This is a genomic window from Neobacillus sp. DHD-1R, assembly GCF_057747995.1.
On sequence record NZ_CM173232.1, the window covers coordinates 4,291,838 to 4,309,872 of the forward strand.

The window sequence follows — 18,035 nt, forward strand, 5'->3', positions numbered from 1 at the left end:
TTATTTTACTATTTTGCAAGAATTATGCCAGAGGGAACTTTTCGTAAGGATGGGGCTGTTTTGTCACTATTCTTTTTTTCATCTGTGTATGGTTTGGACATTTTTTAAAGCAAAATGTCCAAACTCTGGACAGGATGGAACACAGAAAAGAAAGACCACAACTTCAAATGGATTTTGATAAATATATCAGAAATTTATGCAAATTAAGTTAATATTTCAGATGATTTGAGCTATCATTATTGTTAAGTAGTAATTAATAGAATGGAGGATTCACATGAAAAAAAGAAAAATGGTCATAACCAATAAATTGGAACAAGATCAGATTCAGCAAATAACAAACATCATTCCTGAATGGGAATTGATTGTTTCTAACGATAAAGCGCTCTTAGAGGAACATGTGAAGGATGCGGAAATCATTGCTGGCTGGAGAAAGTGGTTAGAAGCATATTGCCTTAGTCCTGAGTCAAAGCTTAAGTGGCTGCAAACATGGAGTGCGGGGGTAGATTCCCTTCCGCTTGATAAATTGCAATCGAGAGATATTATTTTAACTAGTGCGAATGGGGTCCACGCCTATCCGATATCGGAAACGATCTTTGCCCTCATGCTCGGCTTAACAAGAAAAATCCATACATACGTTAGGAATCAACAAACAAAAACATGGCATCATGCCCATATGGGTCTGGAAATGCATGAAAAAACAATTGGTATTATTGGTGTCGGAGAAATCGGGAAAGAAACTGCGAAAATTGCTAAGGCATTTGGGATGAATGTACTTGGTGTCAGGCACTCAGGTAAGCCCAGCGACTATGTTGATGAGATGTATACACAAGACCAATTGGAGACTTTGCTGCCAAAATGTGATTATGTGGTCGTTACATTGCCGCACACAAAGGAAACCCATCAATTATTTGGGGCAAGGCAGTTTAAGCAAATGAAATCCTCTGCCTTTTTTATTAATATTGGCCGCGGGGAGATCGTTGTAGAGGATGAGCTGATTAAAGCATTACAGGAAGGAACCATCGCCGGGGCAGGCTTGGATGTGTTCGAAACAGAACCATTAAGTTCGGAAAGTTCCTTATGGGGGATGAGCAATGTGATTATAACCCCGCACACCTCCGGTTCAACTGAGCATTATAATAAGCGGGTAATTGAAAATATTTTAATACCTAACCTACTAGATTATCTTTATGGAAAGACTCCAACCACCAATCTGGTTGATTATTCAAAAGGATACTAATAAAAAAAACAGGAAGGCTGCACCTATTCACAGGTGCAGTCCTTCTGCTCATTAATTTATATCCACCTTTTCAATATTCCTAAAGGAAAAATAAGCAATAAAGCCGCCTGCGATGGCCAGGATAATGGGCACCAAAACAACGCTTAACAGGCTAGCACCATTAATGGAAGAGTTTAACAATGACACCAATATAATTGCTGATATAATCGTTGCCGGAACCGATTTCTTTCTCATTCCGAAAAATAGAGGAATAAGGGCCATTCCAGTTGCAGCAAGTGCACCAAGGGCCATGCTAATCAAACCATCCATAAAGACACCGGCTGTTAACGCTTGAGGAACAAAGTGCAAATAGGAATCAACTAAATAAAACACGCTGCCTATGAGTAAATTAGAAAAAACGATGGATAAAAAGGTAAAGCAAGCAACAATCGTTAACTTTGCCACCATGATTTTTTTTCGACTGAGCGGATACATAAACAGGAGTGTAATTGAATTACTTTTGTACTCATCTATTATAATCCTCGCTATGAGCACGGCTGCAAAAATGATAAAGGTTGGTCGAATAATACTTCCAATCACCTCAAACGCCATTTCATAGCTGCCAAATACGATATTCCCCTCTATTTTATCGGCAAAATAAATCAAACAGAGCATGCCTATAATCCCTGCATTGGCAATTAACACACCTTTAAAATAGGAATATAGTTTAAACTTTTTTATTTCAAGACTGATTAGTTTACGCACTGATTCCGCCCCCATTAATTAATGTTAAGAAATAATCTTCGAGTGAATGGTTCTTTTTATTGATTTCTTCGATCATGACACCGTTTAGAATAAGAGTCTTAGATATTTCAGATTGTGACACTTCTGCATCATAGACTCTGAAGCGTGCCGCATCGACCACTTTAAAATTCTTCAAATGAAGAATTTCATCGAGGACATAAAAGGCCTTTTTCACATCGTCCACTGCTAGTTCAATATACTCCGTATTTTGTTCGTGGATTTCCTCTATAGTTACTTCTTTGATTAACTTCCCTTCACTGATTACGCCGATGGTATCGGCAATTTGCTCCATTTCTCCAAGAATATGGGATGAAATCAACATGGTGATACCATATTCGCGACAGAGCATATGAAAAATGTCGCGCAGCTCTTTAATCCCCACTGGATCAAGTCCATTTATTGGTTCATCCAAAATTAATAACTCCGGCTTGGTAATGATTGCCCGCGCAATTCCAAGCCGCTGCTTCATACCCAGTGAGAAGTCTTTTACTGATTTATCCTCAATATTTTTCAATTTGACTAGTTCTAGTGCAGCATCAATCGACTTTTTGTCATAATAACCCATATATTCACAGTGCAATTCAAGGTTTTCTCTGGCTGTCAGTCTGTCGTAGAACACAGGATATTCAATAATGCTCCCCATTCGCTTTAATACTTCATAGGAAGTGTTTGTTAATTTCTCACCAAAGATTTCAATTTCGCCGCTCGTTGGCTTCACAAGATTTGTGAGCATCTTCATAATTGTTGTTTTACCTGCACCATTCGGCCCAAGAAAGCCGTAGATTTCTCCCTTTTTAACTTTCATATTGACATTCGACACCACTTCCTTGCCTTTATAGGACTTGGTAAGTTGGTTTGTTCTAATAATATAACTCATGTATTTCAGCTCCCCTTCTTCTTTAACTACTTTTTATTCTAGTCAGCAGAGTTTTCTTTTTTATTAATCAAATCTTACAAAAATCTTAAGTCGAAGAAAGGGTATCTCAAGTCATGAGGTACCCTTAGCTGCATTAATATGTAATTCGCTTTAATTTCACAGTAAAGGTCGTTTTTTCATATGGCGTGCTGGTAAGGAGAATGTGTCCGTCCATTTTCTCCACAAGCCTTTTGGTAATAGTTAAACCGAGCCCGCTTCCTTGATACGATTTGTTCCTTGAATCTTCAAGCGTGTACATTCTTTCAAAAACTAAATCCTTATGGAGCTCACTGATACCCTTTCCACGATCCCAAACATCAACGTAAATAAACTGGTCATCATTTCTAAGTGTTAAACCGAGCACTTTCCCATCGCCGCCATATTGAATCGCATTAGAAATCAAATTATTCAATACCCGGTCGAGTTCCTCTTCGTTACCACGTGCATACAGGGTCTCATCTGGCAGCTCAATCGCCACATCAAAGCCCTTTGAGGTTAGTACCTCATAAAAGTTTAAAATATTCTTTCGGCATAGTTCGTTCATGTTTACCCGAGTAAGGAGCAAATCTTTATCCCCCGACTCTAGTTTGGCTAGATCGAAGAACTTTTTAATTAAATCCAAGACCTCCACTGTTTTAACGTGGACTTTTTTTAGTAGTTCTTTATTCTCATTATTACTTTGTTGCGGATCAATCAACATAATCTCAAGATAACCGAGCACCACCGTCAATGGTGTTTTTAAATCATGCGAGATATTAGCAAGCATTTTTCGCATCGACATTTCGGTTTTATTGTAGTTCGCCATTATTTTTTGATTATGCTCTAGGAGGCGATTGATTTCGATTAAAACTTGTTTGATGTCATCATCACTAGTATGTACCAAAAGCTTTTCATCCGTCTGCTCGTCAATAATCCCCTTCAGCTTCTTGTGTATGTAAGTAAAATTTTCTTTATGATTATTTTTTGATTTATATTGTAAATAGTTAAGCAAAGCTAAGGCGATTATGATGCAGATTAAAATTATGACCATCACTAAAACTCCCCAAGTTTATACCCGATTCCCCATAATGTTTTAATATATTGGGGTGAGGAAGGATCATCCTCAATTTTTTCTCTCAGCCTTCTCATATGGACGTTAATCACATTTTCATCACCATAATAATCTTCTTCCCAAACTAAACTGTAAATTTGGGCCTTTGTGTAAACACGGCTTGGATGCGAGATAAATAGTTTTAAAATGTGAAACTCTTTAGCAGTCAGCCTTACCTCTCTTCCACTTTTTTGTAATGAAAAATTTTCTAAGTCTAAGGTTAGCTCTCCGACCGTTAGTATCTTTGTTTCTTGCTTTGTTTCCGTTTGTGAATAATGAGTCGCCCTTCGAATGGCCGCCTTTACTCTTGCCGTTAATTCAATCATCGAAAAGGGCTTGGCAATATAATCATCTGCGCCAAAACCTAGCCCTAAGGCCTTATCCAAGTCTCCATCCTTTGCCGACATGATTAGAACAGGAATCATACTTTTTCCGCGAATGATTTTGAGAAATTCCATTCCGTCCAATTTCGGCAGCATTAAATCTAGTAAAATCAAATCAAACGTATCGTTGGCAAACAACTCAAGTGCTACTTCTCCGTCAAATGCCGGTACCACTTCAAATCCCTCTTTTAAAAATTGTCCTTTGACCATTTCGCTAATGGCCATATCGTCTTCTACTAATAATATTTTATGTTTCATGGTAACCCCCATTCGTTCATTGCTATAAAGTTATTTCCATACATCATCCAAAAAATCCTTTTTTTGTTAAAAAAAGCAAAAGCGTCATAAAAAGAGAAGCTAAAAAGCCTCTCTTCTTTTAAATCTTTGCTTTTTTAAATCTAGCAGGATTAAATTTTTCACTGGCTTTAAAGTTATAAACCGGTTTAATAAAGCCTGCTATCTCAACCGTCTCTTCAACTTTTTCTAAAATTTCATTCATTGACTTATAGGCCATTGGCGCTTCATCGAGAGCTTCTTCAGATACTGATGTCGTCCAGATGCCCTTCATGGTACTGTGGAAATCTTCCATAGTTAATGATTTCATTGCCTTTGTTCGACTCAAGACACGTCCCGCTCCATGTGGTGCTGAATATTACCAATAGGCTACCAAATATTGTAGATTAAGGCAACGAGTTTACTGTGACAAATTTCCTGTCACAGATTAAGGGAAACTTTTTGAAAAACTATCTTAAACTATTGATTTATAACAATAAATCCGAGCCAGCCTATTAAAATAACATTAGGTAGGATAAACAAAATGGCTAACAGGTTCCATCTCTTAGCTATGGATTTAGCCGCAGCAATATAAAGGATAGGAAATAGTAAGCCCCAAATGAGGAAGCGTGGTGTAGCTGCTAGATATAGTGAGGGAGGTAATATTAATATTGCGGATAGGATAAGAAATTTAGCTTTATTTGTGCTGAGAGCAATGATGGAGAATAAAAGTGAGGCAATCAAACACGGCCAAAATAAAAACACCATAGGTACCTCCGTGATTAAATAAAAATTCTTTTCATTTCATTTATATTCCACAAATCTTTATAATTGACCTTCTTCTACCCAACTAAATGTAAAAAACAGAGGAATAACCTCTGTTTTTTTATGCATTAATAAAGTGTGCTCTTTTTACATTCAATCTTTCACTAATCCACCTCTTAATTGATTCGCACCCAATTCTAAGTAACCTTTTAAGCAGGTTAACATAAACACCCAGCCTTCTTTATTGTCTAGCACTTGATTGATAAAATCCTCATCACTTTCTTTAAAACCTTCTTCAGTTACTTCCACCACGGTACTATTGTGATCCACGGCTTTAAAGATAAGTTTAACAATATGCCCTTCGCCATTTGCACCCCAACGAAACATGATTTTTTTATTTACTTCCACTTCCAATACTTCTATATCTAATTGAGCATTGTATTCATCATATCTCACTGTTATGATCTTACCTTGTTCCCATCTTTCTGAACTTGACGAGAACCAAAAATTTCCGATCTTTGAAGGATCAACGAAGGCTTCATATACTTCCTTCGCAGGTTTTAATATGTTCATTTTTGTAAGGTTGTTCATCTTGAAGATCATCCCCTTTTGAATAGTTAAATGCCGTTTCAGTTTATTTCTGGTAATTGAGTAACCAGCCAATTCCAAATTGATCCACTACATTAGCATGAATCGCTCCCCAAAATGTATCCTGTAATTTAGCAGTTATTTTTCCATCCTTGCTTAATAGGTCATACACTCTTCTAATTTCTTCTTCGCTTTCACACTCTAAGCTGATTCTAACGTTATCACCCTGGTGAGTTTGGCCAAAGGTATCTGAAAAATGAATAATACTATTACCAAGATGGAGTTCGGCGTGTAAGCACTTGTTATCAGCGGTTTTCTGAATATTAGTTATTTCTCCGCCAATTACACTTTGGTAATACTCGATAACCTCTTGGCAGTTGTCAACAAATACATAGGGGTTAGCACTTTTCATTATTATTCCTCCATATGTTTACTATAAATATTGAATTTCTAATTCTACTTTAAACTTTTTTTACTCCATACTAGTCCATTTCAACATAAATCGCATTTACTTACAATGTACTACCTCGATATAAAGGAGGTGATAGATATGTCCCATTAGAAAAGGAAGATGTTCATTCCATCTTCCTTTTTGGGTTGTTTTAATATATGGTTTGTATTCCTTTGCCAGCAACGGTCATCCATTCGAATTGATGCAGTCTTACCTCAAAAAGTGTCAATGGATCACGGAACATTTCCGGATTGGTGTTCATTTTATTAAGCATTTCTTGATTGGTCTGAATACCTAAACGAGCCTCTTCAACAGAATCATTTAATATCCTTAATGGACTTTTGAAGAACAAGATGACATCCCGTTCTAGTGATTTTTCAAACAACTCAAACGGCTGAAAAAATTGCTTTCTGATTGCTGCAACAGCTTCAGAGTAATCCTCATTCTCTACAAAAGATTTGTACTTGTTATAAAGCATAGCTTTATTTTGCGAAAGCGCACCAAACAGTTTCCCTGCACTTTTTAATAAAAATTGTGACGGAGTACGGCGCAAGAGAATATTAATCGTTTCAAGCTGGAATCCACTTGTCATACGGCCAATATCACGAAGCCAGTCATCAAGCACTTTAAAATCACACTCAAGCTTAAGACGTTCTTCCCCGTACATATGATTAAAGGCTTCACCCATCTCATTCAAAAATTCTTGTGCTTGATCGAATTCCTCTTTGGATTGGCCAATCCATTCCTGCAAAGAGCGATAAAATTTTGGCAGTACTGTTTGTTCTACATAAGCTTGGATTCTTCGATTCATTTCATCATTAAGCTCTAAATGAATTTGACTAAAATTACTATCTTCCTTGATTAACACGGAGCATTCCTTAAGCATAGCAGGAATAGATTCCGAGATATCCTTTTCAATAGATTCCCTAATAGCTCGGTATGCTTTCGTGATCGCTCTTGTTTTTTGGACTTCCGTATCTTTTAGTTGATTAACCGCTCCATTTGTCTTTATTAGCATTTCTTCATTCCAGCGCACAGACTCAACTAATTGATTTTCAACATCAATTCGTTTTTGTAAAAGACTTGAAATCGTCGTTCGGATAAAATACAACAGCTTTGCCAAGCGTTTATCTTCTATGTTTCTGGTATTTTTTATTGACTGAAGAAACGCTTGGAGGTCCTTCAACTGTGAGACTCTATCATATTCCGATGAAAAGGCAAATACCTTTGCGTCAGGCAAATAAGACTGAATGGTCGAGCTCGTTTCTTCATAAATTCTTAACGCTTCCTGATCACCCGCAATGGTATCCATTTTGCTTAACAGAAAGTGGATTGGAATATCGGGTGCTAATTCTTGGATTTGTGCCAGAACACTTCGCTCATTATCTGTAAGCATGGCATTGGCATCAAGCACAAAAAGGATTGTGTCGGCCACATGCAGGTTCTTCAACACTTCATATCGGTCATAATGATTCCCCTTTAATCCTGGGGTATCGATGAATGCAACCCTATTTTCCTGTAAAAAGGAGTTTGGAAGTCTAAATTCAATGATCGATTCTAAGGCATTTCGACGGCGTTCCATGCGTTCTTGGAATTCAGAAAAACCATCCAAACGATTAATCTCTCGATTCGTAATTTCAGTGATTTCTAATTCCTCTGCATCTTTGAACATCACTACAGACGAGGTCGGACAATCCTGTAGATCTTCGCCTAGAACACTATTAATAAAAGTAGATTTTCCACTTCCGCTTAATCCAGTAATGAGTAGATTTTGTGTATCAAAATCTACTAATTGTTCGACTAACCATTTTACTCTGTTATTGTCACCCATCTCATGTGTTTGGGCCCAATTCATAATAGCATCAAAAAGTGTCAGGCACTCATCAAGTTCATCCATGTCCGTTTCGGTCATGCTGATTAATTCTTCAGCTTCACGGACAATGGATGAACTAATGCTTGCAGGAAACAGCTCATTCCACGAAAGTACAGCAGCGGATGATATCACGATACTTGCGTCATCTGCCAAACGAAGCCAATTCGTTAGTAAGTCTGGAATAAAATCCTGAAGCATTTTAATAAAATATCTTCCTTCAATTAAGTCAAAATAAGCTTCTTTATGAAGTCTAGCAAGTTCAGACCAGTTATCATCACGATTGATATCTAGATTTAGCAATAGCTGGTTAATTTCTCTTAACCATGTAAAATAAGATTCTTCATGTTCGTAGCTGCCCCACAGTGAGGTAACGAGCTGCTCAAACTTTTTCTTATCCAGGCTATACAAGAGGATTAATGCTTGGATAAAATAGCTCGGAGCATGGCTTTTCGTAACCCCTTTTCCAATATAACTGTTTAGGATCTCAAACCATTCTAAGGACTCTAGGCGCTTAGCTTCGATTACTGCTAGTTCAACGGCATTATTCCAATCCTGCTGTTCTTCAAAAAAGGTACGGGCCATTTCGGTAACATGCGGATAGTCCGGGTTTGCGGCAATTGTCTTTTTGATCGTGGAAACAGCCGCATCTATCTTACCGCGCTCAATATATAGCGAGAATAATTGTATGGCAACCTCTGTATTTAATGTGGCATTATCCGATTTAATTGCCGTATAGATATCCTCCGCAGTTGAAAGCATTCCAAGCTCGTAATAGGCATCCGCAGAATTTTTCTTAGCCCAGGTCTCAAGGTCATCGGTGATGTTTTCCCATTTAAAAATAGCGGTCTCAAAATCCTTATGATGAAAATACACTTCACCTTGTGCAAAGCGTATGGACGATAAGTCTGGCAGATCCTTTTTCGCCTCTTCCTGAAACGCCTCGCCGAGAACACGAATCGGATGAGTGTTTTCATGTTCATTAATGAACATTTTATAATACGTCTTTTGTATTAATTGATCCTCTAACGTCATTGTCTTTCCCTCCAATTGCAAACACTCTATGTCATTCATATGGAAAAGTGACATAATTATTCCATATACTATACGACGTATATACCGCATTTAAGTCCCAATTATACGATTCTAACAAAGGAATTTTATAAAATGATGTCAGTTATATTTCTTTTTAAAGACAAACGAGTTAACTGTCACTGTTTTCCACTCTCCGTACTCAAAACTATCTCGGAAAAATAATCGACTGTCCTTAATTCCTCATTAAACAAATATGGCGCCTTCCAGGTTTCTTCAATGAAAACCTCCATCACCTTGATCGAACGCTGGTTACCACTTGCTGCATATTCAAGCGCCACCACGCTTTCAAGGATCTGTATCATCCATTCAGCAATCTTTTTCGAATGATAGGATTTGTGGTCCATCGATGCTGCTCGTAACGATTCAGTTAATCTCTCTAGTTGACCAATGCCGTTTTTCACATATTCCACCCATTCCGACGGCAAATATGACATACTTTGTAAGCGCTGCTTCATTTCTTCTAAAAAGAGTTCATCTGCGTTAAACTTCTCAATTAACCGGAGAACCTCCAGCCCAAGAATGTTAGCTGTTCCTTCCCAGACAGTAAGGACCTGTGCATCTCGTAATAGTCTTGGGGTAACAAAATCTTCAATATAACCATTTCCCCCATGCATTTCAATGGCTTCATGCGAAAAATGAATCGCCTGTTCTGCCGTTTCTTTTTTCAAAAGGGCGATATAAAGCCGATTGAGTACAGACTCTGTCTGACTGGCAGCATTGCGCATGACCCGTTCAAATAATGGCAAATACGTAAAAACAGACCTTGTTTCAATTTCCAACTTTGCTGCCAACCTTGTTAACGTATCCTTAACTATTGGATAGGCCGCAAGCTTACTGCCGAAGGCATCTCTTCTTAAGGCATATTCCCTCGCTTCACGGTAAGCCCGCCTCATGATTCCAAGTGAGGCAACGGCATTGCAGACCCTCGATAAATTAAGTGCCTCCATCATATAGTAAAATCCTTTAGTCGGATCGCCTACAACATAGGCCTCCGCCCCGTCAAATTCAACTTCGGCAGAGGGAACCGCTCTGACTCCTAGTTTATCCTTCAGGCGGCGAATCCGGATTCCATTTAATGTACCATCAGCCTTTCTCCACGGTACCGCAAATAAAGTCAGCCCTTTCGTTCCTGCTGGAGCCCCTTCTCTCCGTGCTAACACCATGGCAACCCCGCACATCCCGGCATTGGAGGCAAAATATTTTTCTCCGGTCAGTTTAAAGTGATCGTCAAACCGGGCAGCTTTTGTTTCATTGGCCCCCACATCCGAGCCTCCTTGACGTTCTGTTAAAAAGGTGGCTCCCTCATAGAGGGGAACCTCTCCTGTTGAAATAACATGCGGCAGGAAGCGCTGCTTGATATCCTCTGAGGCATATTGATCTAATAAGTAAGCCGTCGCCATCGTTAGTGTAACGGGACAGTAAAACCCTGGCTCTGTTTGGGAGAGTATATACCCCTGTGCATATGAATAGATATAATTACCTTTTACCCCGAGCGCAGGAATATCCTTATGAACATAGCCGACAATGCCTGTATGATACATATCTTCTTTAGTTCTTCGATACCCCTCATTCACCCATACTTCAGAAATATCTTCACCGTACGCATCGTATTTTATTAAACGCGGTTGTCCTTCCCTGTCAGTAAATCTAGCTCGTTCATCTATGACTGTAGCACACTTTTCGCCAAACACGGTCAGTTCCTGGTCTGCATAAGCAAAGAAATCCGGGTCTATTAATTCTTTTAACAAGATTTGAAATGACAGGTCTTCTGTGTAAAAGTTCATTTTGGATAAACCTCCTTTAAAATATTTTTCAGAATAATCAATAAACATAGTATAGGACCTTTTCTATGCGTTAAAAATAGATTGAACAATCTTACTTTTGTCCGGTCCACAAAGTATAATGGAATCAAACACCTAAAGGGGAATTATGATTTGGAAAAGGAACAAGCAATTTTTTTAGCCCATCAAATGGAAAGCTCAAATCCTGTCTCCTATGAAATAAAGAGGCTGCCACTAGTCGGCGGGATGTTACCAAAATTTCATCAGTGGGCAAACGGAAAGAAAACAATAGCCGCCTATGAGGTGATTCGCCCAGCATATGACACGGGCTATTATTTTTTATTCATTGATTGGCATCGAAATGACAATTATTATTTAGTGATTTATGCTTATAATAAGGCCACGACTTGCGCGGAGATTCGCCAAATTGAAGAGCTAGACGATGGACCACATCTTATCTGGACATACAATCCGTTAAAAAGGGATGGAAAAAACACGATACGAAAAGCTTATTTTAAACAAATGTTTGGTACGACGACAGTTCAAATCAAACTTCCTTCCACACTGTTAGAGGTAGAGGAGTTTTTGGAGCAATTATTTAGGCTGTGTCAAAACAGGGTAAAAGCGGATAAAATTGTAGAAGTGTTTGATTTCGAAAAATAGAAGAGGAGTGTGAAAAATGGCAGCTTATAAAAATTGTCAAAGCTGTGGAATGCCCTTAGCCAAAGATGAGCTAGGCGGCGGGACAGACAAGGATGCCTCCAAAAGCACAAAATATTGCAGTCACTGCTATATGAATGGAGAATTCACGCTTCCTGATCTTACAGTAGAGGAAATGAAAGAAAGAGTTAAAGATAAGATTGTGGAATTTGGAATGCCCAAATTTGTTGCTGGTCTGTTCACAAGAAATATTCATAAGCTGGAAAGATGGAAGAGATGACGGTGTTCATCTTTTTTATTTTTTGGAAAATGAGTTCAAAGGGTACAATTAAAAATTTATTGTACCCTTTCTGCTGATAAAACGAGCACACTGGGCTTAATTTTTCTTTTTTGTGACCGCTGGCCTCTCCAAAAAAGGCCGCACGGGCACAATTATTCTTTTTTATGACCGTTCACCCCTCCAAAAAAAACCGCACGGGCACAATTATTCTTTTTTATGACCGTTCACCTGAAAAAATAGCTTTAGCGGTCACAATATGATTAACAACTAAAAAAGAGCTGTTTCCAGCTCCCTTTTAGAAAAATTGTTTATAATACCTTACTTAAAAAGGCCTTGGTACGCTCCTCTTGTGGGTTATCAAATAACTCATTCGGAATGTTCTCTTCGACAATCAGGCCGCCATCCATAAAAATGACACGGTCGCCGACTTCTTTGGCAAAGCCCATTTCGTGTGTGACGACAACCATCGTCATTCCTTCTTTGGCCAGCTGCTTCATTACCTCCAAAACCTCGCCGACCATTTCTGGGTCAAGCGCAGAGGTTGGTTCATCAAACAGCATGATTTTCGGCTCCATTGCTAGTGCTCTGGCAATCGCCACGCGTTGCTTTTGCCCGCCTGATAACGAATCAGGATAGGCCTCGGCTTTATCCTCTAGCCCCACTTTTCGTAAAAGTTCCAAGCCTTTTGCTCTTGCCTTTTCTACTGACATTTTTCTTACTTTGATTGGGGCGAGCATGATATTATCAATGACCTTTTTATGTGGAAATAGATTAAATTGCTGGAACACCATGCCCACTTCAGTCCGAATTTTGTTGATATCGGTTTTTTTATCCGTAATATCAACCCCTTCGATCAAGACACGACCACCGGTAATCGTTTCTAACATATTAATACAGCGAAGAAATGTTGATTTACCGGAGCCAGATGGTCCAATGACAACTACTACCTCTTGCGGTTTAACCGTTACATTGATATCCTTAAGAACCTCATTCGTTCCAAAGGACTTTTTTAAATTTTTCACCTTAATCATTCTGTCGCCCATCTCCTTTCAAGTCGGGTTAACAGGTAGTTTAACGAAAGAGTAAGCACCAGATAAATGACTGCCGCGGAAAGATATGGCTCCCATGGACGCATATATTGCCCTTGCATTGCCCGCCCCCAGTACATCAGCTCTGGAGCCGCAATTAATGCAGCTAATGAGGAATCTTTAATGAGAACAATAAACTCATTGCCAAGCGGAGGAATCATCCGTTTAAGTGCTTGTGGTAATATAACAAATTTCATAGCTTGTACATGTGTCATACCGAGTGAACGGGCTGCCTCCATCTGCCCCTTATCAATCGACTGAATCCCCGCGCGAAAAATTTCCGCTACATACGCTGCTGAATTTAAGGAAAGTGCTAATATTGCTGCCACGATAGCATTCGTCGTACCTAAAAATGCGGGTACAACGGCAAAATGAATTAATAAAATTTGAACCATTAACGGTGTGCCGCGGAAAACGTTAATGTACCAATTAAACGGCAGTGCATATAGCTTTTTTCGCATCATTTTCCCTAAACCTATAAATAAACCAAGGATGGTACCAATCAAAATACTGGCGATCGAGAATCCAATCGTTAATAAAGTTCCCTTTAATAGCAAAGGTGCGTATTCTACAATAATATCCCACCGAAAATCCATTATCGATCCCCCTCTATTACGCGTTTCTATTATGTAATGAATTTAGCAGTCTAATCAAAAATTGCGTAACTGCCTATGATTAGAAGTTACGCAATTTCCATAAGATAGAAAGATGGTGTTAATCTTTGATAACTATCCAGCTCCAGCGCACAACGGACGCTTCCGCCTTTCGTTATTGTTGATCTTTTAAAACTTTTGTATCCGGTTCAACATCAAACCATTTTTTATAGATTTTTGCATAGGTTCCATTATCGATTACTTCTTTAACAGCCTTATCTAAATCGGCCTTAAGCTTGCTGCCCTTAGGTAATAATAGGCCATAAAATTCATTTGGAAAGGCACCATCGTCTTCGATAAATTCGAAATTGTCTTTTGGATTATTTTTCACATAGGTTTCTACTACCGAGTTATCAGCAACAACGGCATCTACGCCGCCATTTTTTAATTCAAGGATAGCTAAATTGTTATTTTCAAACTTTTTTAGATTAGGATTATTTTTACCAAAAAGTTTTTCAACAACTTCCTGTCCTGTTGTTCCATTTTGCACGGCAATCTTTTTACCTTCTAAATCTTTTGCGCTCTTAATCGAGCTTCCTTTTGGTACGAGGATTTCATTTTTTGATAAGAAGTAAGGAACAGTAAAGTCATACGATTCTTCTCGCTCACCTGTAATCGTGATAGAAGATACAGCTAAATCAGCTGTTTTACCTTCAATTTCAACAAAAATTGGATCCCAGCCAACATGCTCAATCTTCGCTTCGTAGCCAGCTTCTTTGGCTACTGAATTAACAAAATCAACATCAAAACCGACAATTTTTCCTTTATCCTGGTATTCGAATGGAGCATAAGCAGCATCAGTAACAACTCTTAAGGTCTTCTTCTCGCTTCCCCCTGTTTTACTTGTTCCACAGGCAGATAGGACTAAGAGAAATGCTGCCATCATTACTGCTGCTAATTTCATTTTTTTCATGTTTTAGCCTCCTATTTATTTTTTTATATATAATAATTTATTAAAAAATTGATAATATTTAGAATATATTTGATTATAACTGCTTTTATTTGTTTATTCAATATTTTATTTTTTTACTATACTAATATGATAGGAGATAATTTTATTGAGATTTTTTAGATTATGGTCTTGTGCTATAAACGTTTTCACTTTATAAAGTTAGGCTTTTTTCTATAATCGAGCTTACTATAGGCATCCGCCGTCTCCCTATATATATTACTGCATAATTTATAGGGTATTATCACATAAGGAGAGATGCCCACATGTACCCGCATGGCTATTATCAACAACCACAAATGTCGATTGATTACCATTCCTATGTCCCTGTAGACCAAATGAATTCTTATGTTCCGGCAGAGCATGTGAATCCCTATATTCCAACAGAGCAAGTGAATCCTTACCTTCCAGCAGAGCAAGTGAATCCTTACCTTCCAACAGAGAACTTTAATTCCTACGTTCCACTAGATCCATATGACCCTAATAGGCAGCCACAACAATTGGAACGACGTGTCAATCAGCTTGAACGGCAAAATGAACGGCAAGAAAGAGAGATCAACCAACTGCAACGCCGGCTCCAACGGGTTAATCAACGACTTCGTGTACTAGAAAGAAGATTTAGCATTCCATTTACACCTTTTGATGGAGAGTATTAAGAAATATGTGAGAACCAGGCCGATGCCTGGTTCTTTTTCCATTCATCAGTTTACATAGTAAGATTCTCTCTCACGGGACTTCATCAGGAGGAAATATCCTGTTAATTTTTCTTACATCATCACTGACAAATGCCAAAAATTAAGTTAACTTTTTTATATAAACTCTGAAAGGAAGATACTTAATGGCGCAAAGACATGAGATTAAATTAGCCGAAAGAATTCTTCAGTTAGATAGGTTAAGAGATGAATTATATGAGGAGCTGATGAAAACAATGGGCTCAAAAGGTAACGAACTTTTAAGAAGACTTCAAAATGCATAAAGTCTAATTGAAGGAGGATGGAATTTGACAACTCAATTGCGGAGAGGCCTCAACCGTCTGAGACAATATTATTTAAAAAAATTAACCGAAACAGAACTTTATGATTCAACAATTAAGCTCCAATCTCTCACAACCAGTGAACTTGCAAGTCTTTATAAAAAATCAATACCCCCAAAAAAATAACATTCTTTCTAATCCTCATGAATTTTTTTCAAAATATTAAGCATTATAGTTCAAAAGTTTAATTACATGTGAGAAAATCTAACATATAATATTAAACGAATATTCTAACTATCGTAAACAATAGGGCTGGTGAGCGACTGAGATGGGAAAAGATTTGTCATATAAAGATAAAAAAGTCATTACGATTGGCATAGTCAGAGACCTAACAGGTCTTTCTGAAAGGCAAATACGTTACTACGAAGAAAGAAAACTGATCTTTCCTGAAAGGTCACCCGGCGGAAGCCGTAAATTTTCCTTCACTGATGTGGAATTACTGATGGACATTGCCAATAAAATTGAGGACGGGGTTCAAACACACGAAATAAGAAAGGAAATGCTTCGTGAACAAAAGAAACAAAATCAAGATGTTATTCGACGGAAAATGATTCAAGGACAGCTTAATGCCCAATTTGGATTACGGAAGAATCATTAACATGCTTTTTCTTAGCTTCGTTTCTTTTATAAGAAGCGGGGCTTTTTTTTGCCCTAACCCCCATAGGAACGTCAAAATTTTAATAAAACTCAAAAACCATGTTAGATAATCTTCCAATATTATAGAAACCTGACCTTATTCCATGTAAAAATACTACTACACTGAATGTTATAAAAATTAACATAACGATAAAGGGGGAGAAAAAATGGATACAGTATTTTTAATGAACAGTCTTTGGGTAATGGTAGGAGCTGTACTCGTCATTTTAATGATTGGAGGCTTCATCCTTCTCGAAACAGGATCAACCAGAATGAAAAATGCAGGACATATTGCAGGCAAAACAATTCTTACCTTTGGAATTGGGTCAATCGTGTTTTGGGCAGTCGGGTATGGGTTAATATTTGGTAAAGGAAATCCTCTAATTGGATTCTCTGATTTCTTTTATTCAGGATATGATATTGATGGATTGCCATTATCAGGTTCCGTTTTCTTTTTATTTCAATTAGCCTTTGCAGGTATTTCGTTAACCATCGCGTTTGGCGGGTTTGCTGAACGAGCTAAACTAAGTGCATATCTCGTGTTTGCAGTACTTTTCTCAGTCATTGTTTATCCTCCTATCGCACACTGGATTTGGGGCGGCGGCTGGTTAGCAGAACATGGAAAACAAGACTTCGCAGGTTCAACCGTTGTCCATTTAACTGGTGCCATGGCAGCATTAGCAGCTACTATTCTCTTAAAACCTCGTATTGGAAAGTTTAATAAAGATGGTTCAGCAAATAATTTAGCAGGGCACAACCAAGTATTCACCGCATTAAGCGTATTATTATTATGGGTTGGCTGGTTTGGTTTTAACGCTGGCAGTACATTATCTGTTGATAAAGCATTTTTTGGATTTGTTGCCATCAATACAAACTTAGCTGCCGCTGCTGGTACAGTTGCCGCAATGATTATCTCATGGATGGTATTGGGTAAAGCAGATGTTCCAATGATGTTAAATGGTGCCTTAGCAGGGCTGGTTGCCATTACGGCTTCCTGTGCATTTGTTGAAACATGGGCCGCTGTCCTTATCGGTTTTATTGCTGGAATCCTCGTATTTTATAGCATGCGTTTCTTTGAAAGCAATGGAATTGATGATCCAATCGCTGCTCTATCAGTCCACGGCACCGCAGGGGTTTGGGGAACATTATCTACAGGATTCTTTGCAACAAAAGAATTAGCAACTGTCGGAAAGCCTGGTTTATTTTATGGCGGCGGGTTCCACCAACTTGGTGTTCAAGCACTGGGAGTTGTCACTTGCGGCGCTTTCGCCTTTATCGTTTCCTTCATCCTTCTTGCAATCATGAAAAAAGCAATGAAAGGGTTGCGTGTCACGGAAGAGGAAGAAATTATCGGTCTTGATATGAGCGAGCATGGCAGCTATGGATATCCAGAATTGATTAAAGCTGAACAAAAGCTAAATGCCTAAAAAATTCATTTCATAGATTGCGGTAGTGGATGTACCCTGTGACAACCACTACCATATTGTTTTGATAAAGGGCGGTG

Annotated in this window: 19 protein-coding genes; 7 read left to right on the plus strand and 12 right to left on the minus strand. The window is 38.4% G+C overall.

The genetic code is table 11. From position 1 onward, the window contains the following. The first annotated feature begins 274 nt into the window (after nt 1-274). Nucleotides 275-1,237 (plus strand): D-2-hydroxyacid dehydrogenase, encoded by a 963-nt coding sequence (locus AC3ANL_RS21190; protein WP_488326332.1) that lies wholly within the window; start codon nt 275-277, stop codon nt 1,235-1,237. A 51-nt stretch (nt 1,238-1,288) separates the two neighbouring features. Here the strand turns inward: AC3ANL_RS21190 and AC3ANL_RS21195 are convergent, their stop codons facing one another. The 9 genes from AC3ANL_RS21195 to AC3ANL_RS21235 form a co-directional block, all read right to left on the minus strand. Beyond that, entirely contained in the window at nt 1,289-1,981 is a 693-nt protein-coding gene (locus tag AC3ANL_RS21195) for an ABC transporter permease (RefSeq protein ID WP_488326333.1), read from the minus strand. Next, complete coding sequence (locus AC3ANL_RS21200; protein ID WP_488326334.1) at nt 1,974-2,897, minus strand: ABC transporter ATP-binding protein; 924 nt, start codon at nt 2,895-2,897, stop codon at nt 1,974-1,976. The genes AC3ANL_RS21195 and AC3ANL_RS21200 overlap by 8 nt, the downstream gene beginning before the upstream one ends. A gap of 133 nt (nt 2,898-3,030) precedes the next feature. After that, nucleotides 3,031-3,966 (minus strand): sensor histidine kinase, encoded by a 936-nt coding sequence (locus AC3ANL_RS21205; RefSeq protein WP_488326335.1) that lies wholly within the window; start codon nt 3,964-3,966, stop codon nt 3,031-3,033. A 2-nt stretch (nt 3,967-3,968) separates the two neighbouring features. Then, nucleotides 3,969-4,667, minus strand: coding sequence for a response regulator transcription factor (locus tag AC3ANL_RS21210; RefSeq protein ID WP_488326336.1), 699 nt, complete (start codon nt 4,665-4,667; stop codon nt 3,969-3,971). A 118-nt stretch (nt 4,668-4,785) separates the two neighbouring features. Further along, nucleotides 4,786-5,031, minus strand: coding sequence for an RtcB family protein (locus tag AC3ANL_RS21215; RefSeq protein ID WP_488326337.1), 246 nt, complete (start codon nt 5,029-5,031; stop codon nt 4,786-4,788). 569 nt (nt 5,032-5,600) lie between these two features. Next, nucleotides 5,601-6,038: an SRPBCC family protein gene (locus tag AC3ANL_RS21220; RefSeq protein WP_488326338.1), complete on the minus strand. Its 438-nt coding sequence runs from the start codon at nt 6,036-6,038 to the stop codon at nt 5,601-5,603. A gap of 43 nt (nt 6,039-6,081) precedes the next feature. After that, nucleotides 6,082-6,447 (minus strand): VOC family protein, encoded by a 366-nt coding sequence (locus tag AC3ANL_RS21225; RefSeq protein WP_488326339.1) that lies wholly within the window; start codon nt 6,445-6,447, stop codon nt 6,082-6,084. Nucleotides 6,448-6,637: 190 nt separating this feature from the next. Continuing rightward, nucleotides 6,638-9,391: a dynamin family protein gene (locus AC3ANL_RS21230; RefSeq protein ID WP_488326340.1), complete on the minus strand. Its 2,754-nt coding sequence runs from the start codon at nt 9,389-9,391 to the stop codon at nt 6,638-6,640. Between the two features lie 176 nt (nt 9,392-9,567). Further along, nucleotides 9,568-11,235: an acyl-CoA dehydrogenase family protein gene (locus AC3ANL_RS21235; RefSeq protein WP_488326341.1), complete on the minus strand. Its 1,668-nt coding sequence runs from the start codon at nt 11,233-11,235 to the stop codon at nt 9,568-9,570. A 150-nt stretch (nt 11,236-11,385) separates the two neighbouring features. On the opposite strand from AC3ANL_RS21235, the gene AC3ANL_RS21240 reads away from it, so the two are divergent. Next, a complete protein-coding gene (locus AC3ANL_RS21240; RefSeq protein WP_488326342.1) occupies nt 11,386-11,895 on the plus strand; it encodes a hypothetical protein in 510 nt (169 codons plus the stop codon). Between the two features lie 16 nt (nt 11,896-11,911). After that, nucleotides 11,912-12,172, plus strand: coding sequence for a zinc ribbon domain-containing protein (locus tag AC3ANL_RS21245; protein WP_488326343.1), 261 nt, complete (start codon nt 11,912-11,914; stop codon nt 12,170-12,172). 308 nt (nt 12,173-12,480) lie between these two features. Here AC3ANL_RS21245 and AC3ANL_RS21250 read toward each other — a convergent pair whose 3' ends face one another. From AC3ANL_RS21250 to AC3ANL_RS21260, 3 genes are all read right to left on the minus strand, one after another. Next, nucleotides 12,481-13,203, minus strand: a complete 723-nt coding sequence (locus AC3ANL_RS21250) for an amino acid ABC transporter ATP-binding protein (RefSeq protein WP_488326344.1) — start codon at nt 13,201-13,203, stop codon at nt 12,481-12,483. Then, complete coding sequence (locus tag AC3ANL_RS21255) at nt 13,200-13,856, minus strand: amino acid ABC transporter permease (protein ID WP_488326345.1); 657 nt, start codon at nt 13,854-13,856, stop codon at nt 13,200-13,202. Before AC3ANL_RS21255 ends, AC3ANL_RS21250 begins: the two co-directional genes overlap by 4 nt. 172 nt (nt 13,857-14,028) lie before the next feature. Beyond that, nucleotides 14,029-14,826, minus strand: a complete 798-nt coding sequence (locus AC3ANL_RS21260; RefSeq protein ID WP_488326346.1) for a basic amino acid ABC transporter substrate-binding protein — start codon at nt 14,824-14,826, stop codon at nt 14,029-14,031. A gap of 302 nt (nt 14,827-15,128) precedes the next feature. Between AC3ANL_RS21260 and AC3ANL_RS21265 the strand changes: the two genes are divergently transcribed. The 4 genes from AC3ANL_RS21265 (at nt 15,129) to AC3ANL_RS21280 (ending at nt 17,958) form a co-directional block, all read left to right on the plus strand. Then, the gene (locus AC3ANL_RS21265; protein WP_488326347.1) at nt 15,129-15,518 is read left to right on the plus strand and encodes a hypothetical protein; all 390 of its coding nucleotides are present in this window, start codon (nt 15,129-15,131) and stop codon (nt 15,516-15,518) included. Between the two features lie 182 nt (nt 15,519-15,700). Then, the gene (locus AC3ANL_RS21270) at nt 15,701-15,838 is read left to right on the plus strand and encodes a hypothetical protein (RefSeq protein ID WP_488326348.1); all 138 of its coding nucleotides are present in this window, start codon (nt 15,701-15,703) and stop codon (nt 15,836-15,838) included. Between the two features lie 325 nt (nt 15,839-16,163). Next, nucleotides 16,164-16,493 (plus strand): MerR family transcriptional regulator, encoded by a 330-nt coding sequence (locus tag AC3ANL_RS21275; protein ID WP_488326349.1) that lies wholly within the window; start codon nt 16,164-16,166, stop codon nt 16,491-16,493. A gap of 205 nt (nt 16,494-16,698) precedes the next feature. After that, entirely contained in the window at nt 16,699-17,958 is a 1,260-nt protein-coding gene (locus AC3ANL_RS21280) for an ammonium transporter (protein ID WP_488326350.1), read from the plus strand. The last annotated feature ends 77 nt before the right edge of the window (nt 17,959-18,035 follow it).